Consider the following 16,288-nt stretch of genomic DNA (forward strand, 5'->3'; position numbering starts at 1 on the left):
CATCTTCGCGCGTAGACCCCCTCTGGCGGCGGATCCCCGCGGGCGCACCCCGACCCCGTACGCTACGTGCCATGCCGAAGACCCCGCTGCACCCCGCTCCGCCGGCCATGGAAGCCAACGACGTCGCGATCGTCGGCGGCGGCACCGTGCTCTGGTTCCTCGGCTTCCTCGTGCTGCTGCCGTTCCAGCACACCCTCAGCGCGCACGGTCACGGGCAGTGGCCGTGGATCTGCCTGTCCGGCGGCCTGCTCGGGCTGATCGGCCTGTGGTACTGCCGGGCCCGCCGGGCGGCGATCCGGCGCGACCGGGCCGCCCAGCAGGCCTGAGCCCGCGTCAGCCCCCGCCGAAGGGCCGCCCCGCCCTTCGGCCCACAGTAGGACGCACCGGACATTTGCCGCGTTTAGAGTCGGTGCCATGACGCACCCCTCGGAGCAGTCCGCGCCCGGTGCCCACGCACTGGGCCTCGTCCCCGCCCGGCCCGGCGGGCTGTCCACCGCCGAGTGGGCCGAGCGGGTGGCCAACGGCCAGGTCAACGACGTTCCGGTGCGCTCCAGCCGGTCGGTCAAGGAGATCGTCCGGGCCAACGTCCTCACCCGGTTCAACGCGATCATCGGGGTGCTGTTCGCCGTGATCCTGGTGGTCGGCCCGCTCCAGGACGGCCTGTTCGGCCTGGTGATCGTGGCCAACACCGCGATCGGCATCGTCCAGGAGGTGCGGGCCAAGCGGACCCTGGACTCGCTGGCGCTGATCGGCCAGGCCCGGCTGGAGGTGCGCCGCGACGGGCAGGTGCAGGAGGTCGCGGTCGACGAGATCGTGCTGGACGACACCGTACTGCTCGGCATCGGCGACAAGGTGGTGGTGGACGGCGAGGTCACCGAGGCGGACAGCCTGGAGATCGACGAGTCGCTGCTCACCGGCGAGCCCGACCCGGTCCTCAAGCACCCCGGCGACCAGGTGATGTCCGGCAGCTTCGTGGTGGCCGGCGCCGGCGCCTTCACCGCCACCAAGGTCGGCGCCGACGCCTACGCCGCCCAGCTGGCCGAGGAGGCCAGCCGGTTCACCCTGGTCAAGTCCGAGCTGCGCACCGGCATCGACACCATCCTGCGGTTCATCACCTACCTGCTGATCCCCACCGCGATCGGCCTGGTGATCAGTCAGTGGACGGTGGAGCACAACGACTGGCGCGAGGCGGTGCGCCGCACGGTGGCCGGGATCGTGCCGATGGTCCCCGAGGGCCTGGTGCTGCTCACCTCGGTGGCCTTCGCGATCGGCGTGGTCCGGCTGGGCCGCAAGCAGTGCCTGGTCCAGGAGCTGCCCGCGATCGAGGGGCTGGCCCGGGTGGACACCGTCTGCCTGGACAAGACCGGCACCCTGACCGAGGGCGGCATGGACGTGCTGGAGCTGCGCCCGCTCACCGGCGAGCACCACGAGCTGGCCCAGCCCCTCGGCGTGATGGCCGGCGCCGACGCCCGCCCCAACCCGAGCATGCGGGCGGTGTTGGAGGCCTACGGCGACGGCGGGGCGGACCGCGAGCGCTGGCGGGTGCTGGAGGCGATGCCGTTCTCCTCCGCCCGCAAGTGGAGCGGGGTGCAGCTGCTGGAGCCGAGCGGTGCCGAGGCCAGCTGGCTGCTCGGTGCCCCGGACGTGCTGCTGCCTGCCGGGCACCCGGCGCTGAGCGAGGTGGACGAGCTGGGCGCGCAGGGCCTGCGGGTGCTGCTGCTGGGCCGCACCCCGGTCCCGCTGGACGCTCCCGACCCGGCCAAGGAGCTGGTCCCGCTCGGCCTGGTGGTGCTCAAGCAGCGGCTGCGTGCCGACGCGGCCGACACGCTGCGCTACTTCGAGAGCCAGCAGGTGCAGGCCAAGGTGATCTCCGGCGACAGCGCGGTCTCGGTCGGCGCGGTGGCCGCGAGCCTGGAGCTGCCCGGCGCCGAGCACCCGCTGGACGCCCGCAACCTGCCCACCGAGGCGACCGCGCTGGCCGACGCCGCCGAACGCACCACCGTCTTCGGCCGGGTGACCCCGCAGCAGAAGCGCGAGCTGGTCGGCGCGCTGCAGTCGCGCGGCCACACGGTGGCGATGACCGGCGACGGCGTCAACGACGTGCTGGCGCTCAAGGACGCCGACATCGGCGTGGCGATGGGCTCGGGCAGCGAGGCGACCCGGGCGGTGGCCCAGATCGTGCTGCTGAACGACAGCTTCGCCACCCTGCCCTCGGTGGTGGCCGAGGGCCGCCGGGTGATCGGCAACATCGAGCGGGTGGCCAGCCTGTTCCTGGTGAAGACGGTCTACTCGGTGCTGCTGGCCCTGCTGGTGGTCTTCACCCAGGTGCCGTACCCGTTCCTGCCCCGGCACTCGACCGTGCTGAGCGGGCTGACCATCGGCATCCCGGCCTTCTTCCTGGCGCTGGCCCCCAACAACGAGCGGGCCCGGCCCGGGTTCGTCCGCCGGGTGCTGCGGCTGGCGGTGCCCGCCGGCGCGATCGCCGGGACCGCCTGCTTCACGGCCTACGCGCTGGCCCGCGCCGACCACACCACCGACCTGAAGGCCGACACCAGCGTGGCCACCCTGACCCTGTTCCTGGTGGCGATCTGGGTGCTGGCGATCGTGGCCCGCCCCTACACCTGGTGGCGCCTGCTGCTGATCGGCGCCATGTGCGGGGCCTTCGCGCTGGTGCTGGTGGTGCCGTGGCTGTCGAACTTCTTCCAGCTCAAGCTTCAGGGCTACCGCGACCCGTGGACGGGCGTACTGATCGCGGTGGCCGCGGGGCTGCTGCTGGAGCTGGTCTGGCACTTCGTCAAGCGCAGCCTGGACGAGCCTCAGCCCTCGAAGTCGCGGGCGGCCGAGAGCTCGTAGGCCCGGTCCGGCTCGGTGAGCGCGGCCAGCACCTCGAACCGGCGGTGCCACTGGCCCACCGACCAGGCCAGGCCCGCCGCCAGCCCCTCGGGCGTGGCGGCGTGCAGCAGGCCGGGGACCGGCGGCAGCTCGAACTCGTCGTCCTCGTCCTCGGCCTCGGTGCTCTGCGGGTCGTAGGGCAGCTCGGGGCTGGGCGCCGTGGTGTCCCAGCGCCAGTCCACCGCGGCCTCCTCGCCGTCCGGGCCGACCACCAGCAGTTCCTCGTGCTCCTCGTAGGCCGCCGGGCAGCCGGGCAGCAGCTCCCGGACGAACCGCGGCACCCGGTGCAGCGCGCCCTCGGAGAGCACCCGGCCACCGGCGATCTCGCTGGCCAGCGAGACGTGCAAACGCTCGGCCAGCGCGCCGGCCAGCGCCGGGGCGACCGGGACCAGCGGGTACGGGTGGAGCAGCTGGACCAGGTCAGGGGCGTCCGCGACCACCGCCTCGGTGGCGTCCACCAGCACGGTGTGCGCCGGGCGGCGGCCGGTCTGCGGGTCCAGCGGCGGCAGCGCGCGGACCACGTCCAGGGGGTCCCCCCAGCCGGAGGCCGGGGGGAGGTCGGCGTCCACCTGGGCCAGCGCGGTGTAGATGCCGTGCAGCTGGCGGTGGGTCACCTCGCTGTCGGGGTGGGTCAGGTGGTCCAGCAGCTCCTCGCAGCCGTGCGGCTCGGCGAGCAGCGCGGCCAGCGTGGTGCGCACCCCCAGCGCGTGCAGGAACTGCTCGTCCAGCGTGGTGCGGGCCTCGTCGTACAGGCCGCGCAGCAGCCAGTCCCCGCCGGCCGCGCGCAGGCCGGCCGGCTCGCGGCCGTCCAGCACCGGGTGGTCGCGCAGCCACCAGGCGGTGTACGGCGGCAGGTCGGTGTAGCTGCCGTCCGGCAGCAGCACCCGCACGGGGGTCACCACGGCGTCCCGGTACGGCGGGCGGGCCAGCCGGGCCAGCGCCTCGGGCCAGGCCTCGTCGTCCACCAGGTCCAGGTCGCGCACCACCAGCAGTTCGCCGGCCACCGGGGGCACCCCGAGGTCGTCGGCCCGGTCGGCGTGCAGCAGCTCCAGCACGTCCTCGCACCAGTCGGCCAACCCGTCCGGCGCCTCGTCCAGCAGGCCGGTCGGTGCGCCGCCCGCCGCGCGGTCGGCGGGGGCGGTCGGGTCCAGCCGCTCCAGGTCGTCCGGGTCCAGCACCACGTCCTCGGCCCGCACCAGCACGAAGTCGCTCAGCACCCCGACCGCGGACAGCACCTCGGGGCCCCAGCGCTCCAGCAGCTCCTCGTCCACGAACGCGGCGTCCTCCTCCCGCGCCAGCTGGGCGAAGGGGCTGTCCAGCAGCACCAGTTCACCGGCCCGGGCGAGCTCGCCCTCGTCGTCCGGCAGGGCCAGGCGGGCCAGCCACGGGTGGTCGGCGAAGCTGCTGCCGGCCGCCTTGACCAGGCCGAGCACCGCGTCGGCCAGGTCCACGGCGGCGTCGAAGTCCTCGTCGCCCACCGACAGCGAGCGGGCCACCGCGGCGCGCAGCTCGGGGGTGGCCAGCAGCCCGGCCGGGGTCGCGGTGGCGGCGCCCAGCTTGGCCAGCAGCGGGTGCGCGGCCTCCGGGTGGGCCAGTCGCAGGTCCAGCAGGTCCAGCGCCTCGGCCAGGGTCTGCGGGTAGCCGGGGAAGTCCGCCCAGTCGGCGTCGTCGGAGGGCAGCAGCACCCGGCGCGGGCCGGTCACCAGGCGGCCGGTGGCCAGCGGCACCGGCAGCGCGCCCAGCGCCTCCGGGTCGGCCCCGGCCAGCGCCCCGTACAGGCTGCGCCACCAGGCGGGCTCCTGGTCCAGGCCGCCGAGCTGGTCGACCACCTCGGCCAGCGGCAGCCGGCGCACCTGCAGCGCGCGCAGCTCCGCCCGGCGCTCCAGGCCGGCCGGCAGCAGGCCGGGGAAGATCGGAGCCAGCGCGGCCACCACGGCCTGGTCGGCGCCCTCCACCAGGGTGGCGTCCTTCGGCCGCAGCGCCGGGGTGCCCTCCTCCACCGCGGCCGGGTGCGGCAGGAAGGCGGTCGCGGGCAGCCGGGTGAGGATCGCGGCGCGCAGCGCGTTGTCCAGCGCACCCTGGCCCAGCGGGGCCGGCACCAGGGAGAGCGAGCCGAGGTCGGCGCCGCGGGCCCGCAGCAGCTCGGTGTAGGTCTCGGCGGCGCGCTCGGTGAGGAAGTCGGTCAGCGGCCCGGGGGCGATGTGACGGCGGGTGGAGTCCAGCGGGTAGGAGGCGATCAGCAGGGCCGGCACGCCCAGCGGCTCCTCGCTCGGGGTCGGGGCGTGCAGCACGGGGGTCACCGGGACCGGCTCCGGGGTGCCGCTCGCCGAGACCGGGACGGCCCAGGTGACGGTCCAGTAGGGGCGGGCCCGCTCCTCCACCGGACGGTCCGTCAGCAGCTCCGGGGCCAGCGCGCCGGTGCTGGTGACGGTCTGCCAGCGGGAGACGGACTCCTGGGCGCCGCGCCGGTCGGTCAGGACGACCTCGACCAGGCCGTGCTCGGTGCGCTCGGCGCCGGCGCGGGTCAGGGTGCGGACCATGCCGTCCGGGGTCTCCACCACCAGCTCGGTCAGGCCGGGCAGGGTGAGCAGCAGGGCGTCGTCGATCGACTCGAGCAGTCGGCGGGCCAGGTCCTCGGCGGCGCCGTCGCGCAGCGGCAGCAGCACCACGGTGTCGTAGCCGGCCGGCGGCTCGCCGGTGGCCGGCAGCGGCAGCCGGAGCACCGGGAGGTGTCCGTCGCGGCGGACCAACTCCTCGGCCAAGTCCGGGAATTCGATGGCCTGGCGGTCCATCAGGTCGCGCCCCTCGGCGAGCGACCAGCGCACGCCGCCGGACTGGCTGATGATCGCGGGCTCGTCGCTGACCGCGAGCACGGCGGCGAAGCCGACGCCGAAGCGGCCCACGGTGGGGCCGGCGTCCTCGCGCTTGGAGGAGGCGCGCAGGGTGGAGAGCGACTCGACGGCGGCCGCGTCCAGCGGGACACCGGTGTTGGCGGCGGCCAGCACGCCCTCACGCAGGGTCAGCCGCAGCCGGCCGGGGCCCTGGCCGGCCCGGGCCGCGGCGTCAGCGGCGTTCTGCGCCAACTCGACGACCAGGCGGTCCCGGTAGCCGCCGAGGGCGAGCTCCTCCTCGGCGTTGGCGTCCTCCCGGAACCGGGCCGGGGAGGCGCCCCAGGCGTCCAGCACCCGACGGCGCAGGGCGGCCGTGTCGAACCGGTCGTCCTGCTCCTGGTCGCTGCCACCGATGATGCGAGGTTCCATGAACCCGCCGCCTTCCCCGTTCGTCACACCCGAAACCGCACTGCTACGGGGGGCATTCTCTCTCCTCCCGGTGACGGCCCGCGCCCGGGACAGGCCCGGACCCCGGCACCGGGCTCGGGGAAAGGCCACCTGACGCCCCGAAAACGCCGCCGGCCCGCCCTGACGGGGCGGGCCGGCGGGCGGAACGGATCAGGCGTGGCCGAGCTCCTCGGCCGGGGCGTCGGGCTCGACGGAGCCGCCCTGGCGGTCGGGGTGCAGGTGCAGCGGCTCGATCACGGTCTCGTCGAGGATCAGCTCGGCCGGCACCGGCGGGGCCGGCAGCACGGCGGCCTCGGAGTGGCCGCCGCAGCCGTAGGCGAGCGAGACCATCTGGCCGTCGGCCGGCCCGAACTCGTTGCCGCAGACCCCGAAGGCCTGGCCCAGCGAGCCGCCGATCGCGATCAGGAAGCCGCAGCTGGTGCAGGAGGCCGGGGCCGACTGGGCCATCGGGGTCTGCGAGCCGTGCGCCTTCTCCCAGCGCTCGGCGGCCTGGTGCAGGCCGATCCGGGAGAGCACCCGGGGCCGGTTCATCCCGAGCTCGTCGGCGATCGCGCCGATCTGCGCCCGGACCGGAGCCGGCTGCACGTGCGGGTCGGACAGGACCAGGTCCTCGTCGCCCTCGTATACCGCGGAGTTGGGGGCCGGCTCGTCCTCGCCGGTCCAGCCGGGCTCCAGCCGCAGGTCGTCCGCGTCGGTGGGCAGCAGGTCGCCGGGGCCCAGGTCGCCCGGACGCAGCCGCTCGCTCCACGGCACCCACTGGGGGGCCAGCACCGCATCGTCGCCCGGCAGCAGCACCACCTCGTCCAGGGTGACCAGCTTGGCGCGCGGCGCCCGGGCCACGGTGACCGCCCAGTGCCAGCCGCGGTAGGCCGGGTCCAGGCACTCGAAGGTGTGGGTCACCACCCGCTCGCCCTCGGCCTTGGCCGCCAGCGGCGCACCGACGGCCTCGGCACCGACCGCCTCGACCGCTGCCTGCCTGGCGAGTTCGACGGCCTCGGCACAGAGCCGGTCGGGGGTACGGCTTCGCATCGCAGCACTCACGGCGTCGGTTTTCTCCAGTCCTCTTACCCTGCAGCCTAGTCGCCCGGTGGGTCACCCGGGCCGTTCGGGTCTTCCGCGGCCGCCGGTACCGCTCGTCCGGGTACCGTCCCATATTCTGCGCGACCGGAAGGCCGCACCACCCTCAGGCGGGCCCAGCGATCCGTCGGACCTGGCCCTGACCGTCCTGGCCACGGCGGCACGCGGACAGCAGGCTACCCGCCACGACAGCTCCGGGGACAGCCCGAACCGGCCGCCGCGAGCTGGACGGGCCGCGCCGAGCGGGGCCAATCCCTCGTCGCTCGCGCAATTGTCAGGCAGGATTGCCTGTGTGGCGGACGAGAACCCGTCGCAGCGCGCCCTGCACGAACCGACTGATTCCGATCCCGGCGGCGTGCCGCGACAGCAGCACCCGGTCCTCCCTGTGGACGGCGAGCCTCCACAGCCGGCGGACGGATCGCAGCTGCCCCAGACCTCCGACGGGGTCACCGAGGCCGCGGGCACGGACGCCGCCGGCACGGACGCCCCGGCCGACGGCCCGCTCGGCGAGGACGCCCCCGGCGAGGGCGCCCCGCGCGAGCAGGGTGCGGCCGAGGCCGCCCCCGTGCACCTGCCGCCGCGCCGCAACCTGCTGGTCCGCGGCGCCTCCGCGGCGGGCCTGGGGACCGGCCGGGTGGTGCACGGCACCGGCCGCCGGATCCGCCGGGCCACCTCGGCCGACGGCGCCGGCGAGTCCGGCCTGGCCAAGCTGATCGAGTTGCACGCGCTGAACTCCTTCGGCGACATGCTGATCACCATCGCGCTGGCCTCCACCATCTTCTTCTCGGTCCCCACCGGCGAGGCGCGCGGCCGGGTGGCGCTCTACCTGCTGATCACCATGGCCCCGTTCGCCCTGCTCGCCCCGGTGATCGGGCCGCTGCTGGACCGGCTGCCGCACGGGCGCCGGGCCGCGATGGCGATGTCGATGCTGGTCCGCGCGGTGCTCGCCTGGACCATGGCCGGATCGATCGGCGGCGCCGACCTGACGCTCTATCCGGAGGCGCTGGGCTGCCTGGTCGCCTCCAAGGCCTACGGGGTGGTCCGCTCGGTGGTGGTGCCCCGGCTCAAGCCGGCCCGGGTCACCCTGGTGAAGGCCAACTCCCGGGTCACCCTGGCCGGCCTGCTGGCCACCGGGCTGGCCGCGGCGGTGGGCGGCGGCCTGCACCTGCTCGGGCCGTCCTGGCCACTGCGCGGGGCCTTCCTGGTCTTCGTGATCGGCACCCTGATGGCCTTTCACCTGCCGCACCAGGTGGACTCGGCCAAGGGCGAGCAGCGGGCCGTGCTGCACGCCCGCCCGGACCCGGCCGCCGCGCAGCCGGTGCGGGGTGCCGCAGAGCCGGGCCGGGCCGCCGCGGAGCCGGTGCAGGCCGCCAAGCCGGCCCGGCCCAAGGCCAGCCTGCGCACGGTCGGCCCCGCCGTGGTGCTGGGCCTGCGGGCGGTGGCCGCGCTGCGCGGGCTGAGCGGCTTCCTCACCCTCTTCCTGGCCTTCCTGCTGCGGGTGGACCCGGTCGGCGGGCTGGCCCCGACGGCCGCACTGGGCCTGCTGGCCATCGCGGCCGGCGGCGGCAACGCGCTCGGCTCGGTCCTCGGCTCCTGGCTGCGCACCCGCGGTTCGGAGGTCACCATCACCGCGATGCTGCTGCTGGCCACCGCGGCCGCCGCGGCCGCCGCGCTCTGGTACGGGCTGGCCACCGTGCTGGTGGTGGCGGCGGTGGCCGGGATCGCCGGCTCGCTGGCCAAGCTGGCGCTGGACGCGCTGATCCAGCGGGACGTGCCGGAGGCGGTGCGCACCTCCACGTTCGCCCGTTCGGAGACCCTGATGCAGCTGTCCTGGGTGGCGGGCGGCTCGCTCGGCATCCTGCTGCCGCTCGACGGTGCGCTGGGCCTGTCGATCGCGGCCGCGGTGCTCGGGGTGGCCCTGGTGTGGACGCTGCTGGCGCTGGTCCGTCTCGGGGTTCGCAGCGGCGCACCGCACCCCCGCGTAGCGTGACGGGCAGAGTTGGATAGCCTTCGTCCATGAGCCTCAGCACCCCTGTCATCGCCGCCCTCGGCGCCGTGGCCGTGATCGGCGCCGGCACGCTCGGGGGCTCCATCGCCTTCGCGTCCACCAAGGACAAGCCCCTGACGAGTCAGGCGACCGTCACGGTCGGCCGGAACTCGTTCCACCTCGAGCCGACCTGCTACAACGCAGGCAAGCCGTTCGACGACAACGCCACCAAGGCCTGCGGCCTGGCCGCAGCACAGACCGACAAGCTCAAGTCGATCTCGGTGTCCTCCGTGGACCGGATCGGCGTCGGCGTCGACAAGCAGACCGCGGCCAACGGCTGGCGTGCCGACACCAACGGCGGCAACAGCCAGAGCGGCGCCCCGATCGCGGCCTACCAGAAGGACAACACGTTCTCCGGCATGCAGCCGGCGGTCAACGTGCTGAGCCAGGTGCGCAACACCCGGCTGACCGTGGTGGAGTTCGACCCGAAGACGGCCGACAGCAACAAGCCGGGCATCCTGGCGGTCTGGTTCGTCAACCTGAAGAACTCCGCCGCGCCGGCCGCCCCGGCCCAGTCGCAGGACGCCAGCCAGGGCCAGGGCCCCAGCCAGGGCCAGTGACCCGGGTTTCGACCACCGACGAGCAGCCGGCCCCGCACGGGGGCCGGCTGCTCGTCGTCGTCGCGGTGGCCACCGAGGCCGAGGCGGTGCTGCGCGGGGCCGGTGCGGACCGGGTCCGGGTGGTGACCGCCGGGGTCGGCCCCGCCGCCGCGGCCGCCGCCACCGCGTTCGCGCTGGCCGAGCAGCCGCACCCGCTGGTGCTCTCCGCCGGGATCGCCGGCGGCTTCGCCCCCCGCGCCCCGATCGGCGCCGTGGTGGTCGCCGACGCGATCCTGGCCGCCGATCTGGGCGCGCAGACCCCGGACGGCTTCCAGGACGTGGCCGAGCTCGGCTTCGGCACCGTCGCGCGCCGCCCGCCGCCCGCCGCGGTGGCGCTGCTGGCCGGCGCCACCGGTGCGGTGGTCGGCCCGGTGCTCACCGTCTCCACCGTGACCGGCAGCGCCGAGCGCGCGGCCGAGCTGGCGGCCCGTCACCCGGGCGCGGCGGCGGAGGCGATGGAGGGGTTCGGGGTGGCCGAGGCGGCCGCCCGGTTCGGGGTGCCGGCCCTGGAGCTGCGCACCGTGTCCAACGCCGTCGGGCCGCGCGACCGGGCCGCCTGGCGGATCGGCGAGGCGCTGGGGGCGCTGGAGCGCGCCTTCTCGGCGCTGCCCCACCACCGACTGCTTGAGGAGGCCCTGAATGGCTGAGCCGCTGCGGATCGCCTACTCCCCCTGCCCGAACGACACCTTCACCTTCCACGCCTGGGCGCACGGCCTGGTCCCCGGCGCGGAGGCACCCGAGGTGACCTTCGCCGACATCGACGTGACCAACTCGCTGGCCGAGGACGGCGAGCTGGACATCCTGAAGATCAGCTACGCGGCGCTGCCCTGGGTGCTGGACGAGTACGCGCTGCTGCCCTGCGGCGGTGCGCTCGGCCGCGGCTGCGGCCCGCTGGTGCTCACCCGGCCCGGGGCGGACGGCGACCTGACCGGCAAGGTGGTCGCGGTGCCCAGCGAGCGGTCCACCGCCTACCTGCTGTTCCGGCTCTGGGCCGCCACGGCGGTGCCCGGCGGGCTGGGCGAGGTGGTGGTGCTGCCGTTCCACGAGATCATGCCGGCGGTGCGCGACGGCCGGGTGGAAGCCGGGCTGGTGATCCACGAGGCGCGGTTCACCTACCAGAACTACGGGCTGGTCAAGCTGGCCGACATGGGCGAGGCCTGGGAGGCCGCGACCGGGCTGCCGATCCCGCTGGGTGCGATCATCGCCAAGCGCTCCCTGGGCGCGGCGCGGCTGCGCGAGCTGGCGGCGGCGGTGCGGGCCTCGGTGCGGGCGGCCTGGGCGGACCCGGCCGCCTCCCGGGAGTACGTGCTGGCGCACGCGCAGGAGCTCGACCCGGCGGTGGCGGACCAGCACATCGCGCTGTACGTCAACGAGTTCACCGCCGAGCTGGGCGAGGAGGGGTACGCCGCCGTCCGGGCACTGCTCGCCCGGGCGGCGGCCGAAGGCCTGGTGCCGGCGGTCCCGCCGGAGGCACTGGCCTTCCCCTCGACCGACCAGGACTAGGTACCAGGACCTGTCCGGCCGGTCTTGCAGGCATTAGTGCCGCACTAGACGTCGAACTGGTCGGCCACCGCGCGCAGGGCGGTGGCCAGCTTCTGGCCGGTGGGCTTGGCCGGGTAGCGGCCGTGCTGCAGACCGGGCAGCACGGCGTCCAGCATGGTGATCAGGTCCTGCACGATCGGTGCCATGTCGTCGGCGCTGCGGCGCTGGGCCGCGGCGACCGAGGGCAGCGCGTCGAGCAGGGTGACCCCCATCGCCTGCTCGCCGCGGTGGCCCGCGACCACGCCGAACTCCACCCGTTGCCCCGGCTTGAGCGCCGTCAGCCCGGCGGGCAGCGCCTTGCTGTGCACGAAGACGTCCTCACCGTCGTCCCGCGACAGGAAGCCGAAACCCTTCGTCTCGTTGAACCATTTGACCTGGCCGGTGGGCATCTCGAATGTCCTCGGTGTGGTGTGGTGGCAACCCGACGCACTTGTCGGGGCCTCGGGTGGAGGGAAGAAGTGTCCGGGTGCCGCCGCACGGCGACCCGGACCGGAGGTGGGACGGGCGGTCAGCGGGGCTGGCGGCCGGTCAGGGGTTTCACTCGCACACGCTCCCCGCTCGCCGCCGGCCTCTGGCACGGCAGCCCGGGCAGGGCGCGGCGCGACCGCACGACAACGAAGCGTCGGTCGTCATGGCGCACACCCCCTGCCTGGATGCGGGGTCGGGCAACCCCATGCGAAAACCTGCATACCCCCGGCGCGGGGAGGTCGAAACTCGCTGTCCCCACTGAACCGCAAGCAGTGACGAGCCACACATCCGCGCAGGTGACGAGGGGTCAGTTTACGCGGGTTCCAGGCCGCGGGGCGGGAGATTTCCGGCTTCTGCGAGACTGGACCGCGGCAGAACGGGCAGCGCGGGCGGCTAAGGAGTCAGCATGAGGGAAACCGGCGAGGGCCTGGTCCGGGGCGGGGCGGTGGTCTTCGTGCTGGGCGCGGTCGCCACCGTGGTGACCTTCGTCCCGCTCTTCCTCCACCTCACCCCGCTGCCCAGCGCGGCCTACGCGGCCTGCATGCTGATGCCGCTCGGCTTCCTGCTGGCGCTGCTCGGCCTCTTCCGCTCGGCCCGCGCCCAGCGCCGCCGGGCCAACGCGCAGCACTAGACCTCGGTCGCCCGGTACTGCGCCAGCCAGGCCGGGAAGGCGGTCAGGTCGGCCAGCACCACGTCCGCGCCCGCCGCGGTCAGCTCCGCCGCGCCGTACGGGCCGGTGGTGACGCCGACCGCGAGGGCGCCCGCGGCCCGGGCGCCCAGGATGTCGCCCAGGTGGTCGCCGACGTAGACCTGTGCGCCCAGCTCGCGCAGCGCCGCGCCCTTGGTCTCCGCCCACAGGTCGCCGACCAGCGCGTCGTAGGGGATCTCGGCGTGCTCCAGGTGCAGCCGCGCGTTCGGCTCGTACTTGCCGGTGATCACCGCGACCCGGCCGCCCGCCGCCCGCACCGCGCCGACCGCAGCCAGCGCCCCCGGCAGCGGCACGGTCGGCGCGAAGGCGTGCTCGCGGTAGAGCACGCGGTAGCGGTCGGCGGCGCGCTCCACCTGCTCGGCCGGGAACCAGTTGGCCAGCTCGTGGGTGAGCGGCGGGCCCAGCCGGGTGACCGCCAGGTCGGCGTCGATGTAGGTTCCGGTCTCCGCGGACAGGGCCAGGTGGGTGGCCCTGATCCCCGGCCGGGTGTCGAGCAGGGTCATGTCGAGGTCGAAACCGATGGTGAGAGCGGGCATGCCGACAGCCTAGAACCCGCCGGGAGGAACCCGATGCGCCGCCGGACCCTGCTCACCGCCCCCCTGGCCGCCCTGCCGCTGGCCGCCCTCCCGCTGGCCGGCTGCGGCCCGCGCGGCAACCGCCCGCTGCCGCAGGCGGACCCGCCCGTGCCCGGCGCGACGGTGACCGCGGCCACCGGCCCGGTGCCGGTGGCCGGCCGGCCGGTGCGGGTGGTGGTGCTGGACACCGCCGAGCTGGACTCGGCGATGACGCTGGGGATCACCCCGCTCGGCGCGAGCCGCCCGGGCGCCGACCCCGGTCCGCCGGACTACTGGCCCGCCTCCCGGCTGGCCGAGGTGGCCGACACCGGGACCGTGGGCGCGCCCGACCACCAGCGGATCCGGGCGCTGCAGCCGCAGCTGATCCTGGGCAACCAGACCCGGGACGGTGCGCACTACGAGGCACTGCGGGCGATCGCGCCGACCGTGCTCACCGCGACCACCGGCCACCCGTGGAAGGAGAACTTCCAGCTGCACGCCCGGGCGCTGGGCCGGGAGGCGGCGGCCGAGCTGGTGGCGGAGGCGTACCGCGGGCACCTGGCCCAGGTCTCCCGGGCGCTCGGCGGTCCCGGCGCGCTGGGTGGGCGGCGGGTCAGCCTGGTGCGGTTCGTCGAGGGCGGCCGGGTGCGGCTGTACGCGCGGCAGAACTACCTCGGCACGATCCTGGCCGACCTGCAGCTGGGCCGCCCCGACGCGCAGAACACCGACCAGTTCGACGTCGAGGTCGCCCCGGACCAGCTGGCCGGGGCCGACGGCGACCTGCTGCTGTACGCCGCCTACGGCGACCCGGCCGCCTCGGGCGCCGCCGCGGTACTGGCCGGCGCCGCCTGGCGCGGGCTCGGGGCGGTGCGCGCCCACCGGGCGTACCAGGTGGACGACCGGCTCTGGTTCGAGGGGATCGGCTACACCGGCGCGAACCTGGTGCTCGGTCAACTCCAGTGCCTACTCGGAGGCTGACCGCCCTCTTGTGACCTGGGACACACCGGGACCACCATGACAGTATGACGAACACTCAGTTCCGAGGTGAGTCAACCAAGCGGGCGGTGGCGCACGCGTTCTCGCTGGCCGCCGAGGAGTACGACCAGGTCAACGGCGGTTTCTTCAACCCGATCGGCGCCCGGCTGGCCAGGCTGGCCGGGCTGCGCCCCGGCGACCGGGTGCTGGACATCGGCTGCGGGCGCGGGGCGGTGCTGTTCGCGGCGCTGGCCGAGGTCGGCCCGCAGGGGTACGTGGTCGGGGTGGACCTGGCCGACGGGATGGTGCGGGCCACCGCCGCGGAGGCGGCCGGGCGCGGGCTGCGCAACGTGCGGGTGCAGCAGGACGACGCGGAGGCGCTCGGGTTCCCGGACCGGTCCTTCGAGGCGGCGCTCTCCTCGTTCGCGGTGATCTTCACCCCCGACCCGGCGGCCGCACTGGCCGAGGTCGGGCGGGTCCTGGTGCCGGGCGGGCGGTTCGGGTTCACCGCCTTCGGCGCGGACGAGCCGGGGTGGGACCGGCCCGGGGCGGCGCTGAACGCGTTCCTGCCGCCGCAGGCCGCCCGGCGGCGGCAGAGCCGGGCCGCGCGCTACAACGAGCTGGGGCGCAGTCCGGAGGAGGCGGCCGAGCTGCTGCACCGGGCGGGCTTCACCGACGTGCGGACGGTGGAGTACCCGGCGGTGACCCACTACCCGGACCCGGAGAGCTGGTGGCGGGCGCAGCGGGCCGGCGGCTGGCGGGCGGTGCTGGAGGCGATCCCGGCGGCCCGGCTGGACGAGGCGCGCGCGGCTGCCCAGGCCGCCCTGGCCGCGCTGGCGGGCCCGGACGGTTCCCTGGTGCGGCGCACGGCGATCCGGTACACCACGGCGCTGCGCGAGTAACCTCCGCGGCAGCCCCCGAGAGCCCCCACAACGGGGTGTCCCCCACCACCCCGTCCCGCGGCCCCACCCGCGGGCAGCGGTGTGCTGCGGGGTCACGGATGAGTCAGCCGTGACCCCGCAGCACGCCACCCCGCCAAGCCGAGCCGCTCACGCCGCAACTGCCGCACCGACCGCTCACGCCACAGCTCGCGCTCCGACCCGCTCCGACCCACTTCGACCCGCTGCGACGCCCTCACGCCACCTTGCGGCGCCGCATCGCTATCGCCAGCAGCAACAGCGCCGACAGCACCCCCGCCAGCCGGAGCACCCCGGGGGCGGCGGCGAAGACCGCGTGCGAGGTGGCGCCCTTGGCCAGCGGCTGGCCCCAGCGGCCCTCGCTGCGGCCCCAGAACCAGAGCGAGGAGCCGCTCATGGTGATCAGCGGGATCCCGAAGACCACGAACTTCTTGGTCAGGTCGCCGAGCCGGGCGGACAGGTACGCCAGACCCCAGCCCGCCAGCAGCACCAGGATCAGCCCGGTCACCGCGCCGCCCACCAGCACGCCGGAGGCGAGCAGCAGCAACGGCGAGGGCCGCCGCCCGGCCAGCAGGCCGCGGCTGCCGCGGCCGACGCCCCCGGCCTCCTCCGCCGGCTCCTCGACCGCGTCCGCCTCGCCGGCCCGCTGGTCGGGGATCGCCTTCGCGGCCGGCTCCTCGGGCACCAGCGTGTCGTCCGGCGGGAACTCGATCCGCACCTCGCTCCAGCCGGGGAAGTCGGCCAGGGTGGGCGTCCGCCCGGCGCCCGGGGCGGCCGGCGCGATCAGCCGGCCCGGCCTCTCCTGGGGTGCCGCGGCGGCGGTCGCCGAGGCCGGGGCGGCCGGCGCCGGGGCGGCAGGTACCGGGGTCTGCACCGGCACCTGCGGGCCGTCGGCGTACACCCCGTCGTCGGACTCGGCGCCGCCCCGGGCCGCCCTGGGTGCGGGCCGGCCCAGCACCCGCCAGGGCCCGTCCACCCGCCACCACTCCGCACCGGACAACCCGCCGGACAGACCGCCCCGCTCCGACCCGCCGGCGCCGCCCGGCCCGTCCGGTCCGCCCGACCTGCCCGACCGCTCTGCCGCCATCGCCCCGCCACCCTGTTCCGCGTTCCAGGCCCCGCCGAGACCCGACGCTATCCGAGTCCGACCCGGTCGCGGCCCCGCGGGTTACCCGCCCTATGCCCCACCGTGACACCGGTCATCCCCGC

At 75.5% G+C, this 16,288-nt stretch carries 14 protein-coding genes; 9 read left to right on the forward strand and 5 right to left on the reverse strand.

Translation table 11 applies throughout. From position 1 onward, the window contains the following. Nucleotides 1-71 precede the first annotated feature (71 nt). The gene (locus tag C7C46_RS06485) at nt 72-326 is read left to right on the forward strand and encodes a DUF2530 domain-containing protein (RefSeq protein WP_110666668.1); all 255 of its coding nucleotides are present in this window, start codon (nt 72-74) and stop codon (nt 324-326) included. Between the two features lie 88 nt (nt 327-414). Further along, nucleotides 415-2,853: an HAD-IC family P-type ATPase gene (locus C7C46_RS06490; protein WP_110666671.1), complete on the forward strand. Its 2,439-nt coding sequence runs from the start codon at nt 415-417 to the stop codon at nt 2,851-2,853. On the opposite strand, the gene C7C46_RS06495 is transcribed toward C7C46_RS06490, so the two are convergent. Both C7C46_RS06495 and C7C46_RS06500 read right to left on the reverse strand, forming a co-directional pair. Then, nucleotides 2,817-6,152 (reverse strand): sacsin N-terminal ATP-binding-like domain-containing protein, encoded by a 3,336-nt coding sequence (locus tag C7C46_RS06495; protein WP_110666848.1) that lies wholly within the window; start codon nt 6,150-6,152, stop codon nt 2,817-2,819. The two genes, C7C46_RS06490 and C7C46_RS06495, sit on opposite strands and share 37 nt — an antisense overlap. Nucleotides 6,153-6,341: 189 nt before the next feature. Continuing rightward, nucleotides 6,342-7,220 carry a DUF3027 domain-containing protein gene (locus C7C46_RS06500; protein WP_110666673.1) on the reverse strand — a complete coding sequence of 293 codons (879 nt, stop codon included), beginning with the start codon at nt 7,218-7,220 and terminating at the stop codon, nt 6,342-6,344. Between the two features lie 613 nt (nt 7,221-7,833). Between C7C46_RS06500 and C7C46_RS06505 the strand changes: the two genes are divergently transcribed. The 4 genes from C7C46_RS06505 to C7C46_RS06520 are packed head-to-tail and all read left to right on the forward strand — an operon-like array spanning nt 7,834 to nt 11,417. Beyond that, entirely contained in the window at nt 7,834-9,258 is a 1,425-nt protein-coding gene (locus C7C46_RS06505) for an MFS transporter (protein ID WP_425470030.1), read from the forward strand. 26 nt (nt 9,259-9,284) lie between these two features. Then, on the forward strand, nt 9,285-9,875 hold the full coding sequence (locus C7C46_RS06510) for a hypothetical protein (protein WP_110666675.1): 591 nt from the start codon (nt 9,285-9,287) through the stop codon (nt 9,873-9,875). Then, nucleotides 9,872-10,561, forward strand: a complete 690-nt coding sequence (locus C7C46_RS06515) for a futalosine hydrolase (protein WP_245984241.1) — start codon at nt 9,872-9,874, stop codon at nt 10,559-10,561. Before C7C46_RS06510 ends, C7C46_RS06515 begins: the two co-directional genes overlap by 4 nt. Beyond that, entirely contained in the window at nt 10,554-11,417 is an 864-nt protein-coding gene (locus C7C46_RS06520; protein WP_110666677.1) for a 1,4-dihydroxy-6-naphtoate synthase, read from the forward strand. Before C7C46_RS06515 ends, C7C46_RS06520 begins: the two co-directional genes overlap by 8 nt. Before the next feature lie 44 nt (nt 11,418-11,461). On the opposite strand, the gene C7C46_RS37230 is transcribed toward C7C46_RS06520, so the two are convergent. Further along, nucleotides 11,462-11,845 (reverse strand): cold-shock protein, encoded by a 384-nt coding sequence (locus C7C46_RS37230; protein ID WP_110666680.1) that lies wholly within the window; start codon nt 11,843-11,845, stop codon nt 11,462-11,464. 485 nt (nt 11,846-12,330) lie between these two features. Between C7C46_RS37230 and C7C46_RS06530 the strand changes: the two genes are divergently transcribed. Continuing rightward, nucleotides 12,331-12,555 carry a hypothetical protein gene (locus C7C46_RS06530; RefSeq protein ID WP_110666682.1) on the forward strand — a complete coding sequence of 75 codons (225 nt, stop codon included), beginning with the start codon at nt 12,331-12,333 and terminating at the stop codon, nt 12,553-12,555. Here C7C46_RS06530 and C7C46_RS06535 read toward each other — a convergent pair. After that, on the reverse strand, nt 12,552-13,169 hold the full coding sequence (locus C7C46_RS06535) for an HAD family hydrolase (RefSeq protein WP_110666684.1): 618 nt from the start codon (nt 13,167-13,169) through the stop codon (nt 12,552-12,554). The two genes, C7C46_RS06530 and C7C46_RS06535, sit on opposite strands and share 4 nt — an antisense overlap. Nucleotides 13,170-13,202: 33 nt before the next feature. Between C7C46_RS06535 and C7C46_RS06540 the strand changes: the two genes are divergently transcribed. Together C7C46_RS06540 and C7C46_RS06545 are read left to right on the forward strand one after the other, a co-directional pair. Next, entirely contained in the window at nt 13,203-14,165 is a 963-nt protein-coding gene (locus tag C7C46_RS06540) for an ABC transporter substrate-binding protein (RefSeq protein ID WP_110666686.1), read from the forward strand. A 44-nt stretch (nt 14,166-14,209) separates the two neighbouring features. Further along, nucleotides 14,210-15,064, forward strand: a complete 855-nt coding sequence (locus C7C46_RS06545; protein WP_110666688.1) for a class I SAM-dependent methyltransferase — start codon at nt 14,210-14,212, stop codon at nt 15,062-15,064. A 232-nt stretch (nt 15,065-15,296) separates the two neighbouring features. Here C7C46_RS06545 and C7C46_RS34825 read toward each other — a convergent pair whose 3' ends face one another. Then, nucleotides 15,297-16,166, reverse strand: a complete 870-nt coding sequence (locus C7C46_RS34825) for a hypothetical protein (RefSeq protein WP_181442223.1) — start codon at nt 16,164-16,166, stop codon at nt 15,297-15,299. Between the last annotated feature and the right edge of the window lie 122 nt (nt 16,167-16,288).

It is taken from the genome of Streptomyces tateyamensis (assembly GCF_003205575.1).
Lineage (GTDB): Bacteria > Actinomycetota > Actinomycetes > Streptomycetales > Streptomycetaceae > Kitasatospora > Kitasatospora tateyamensis.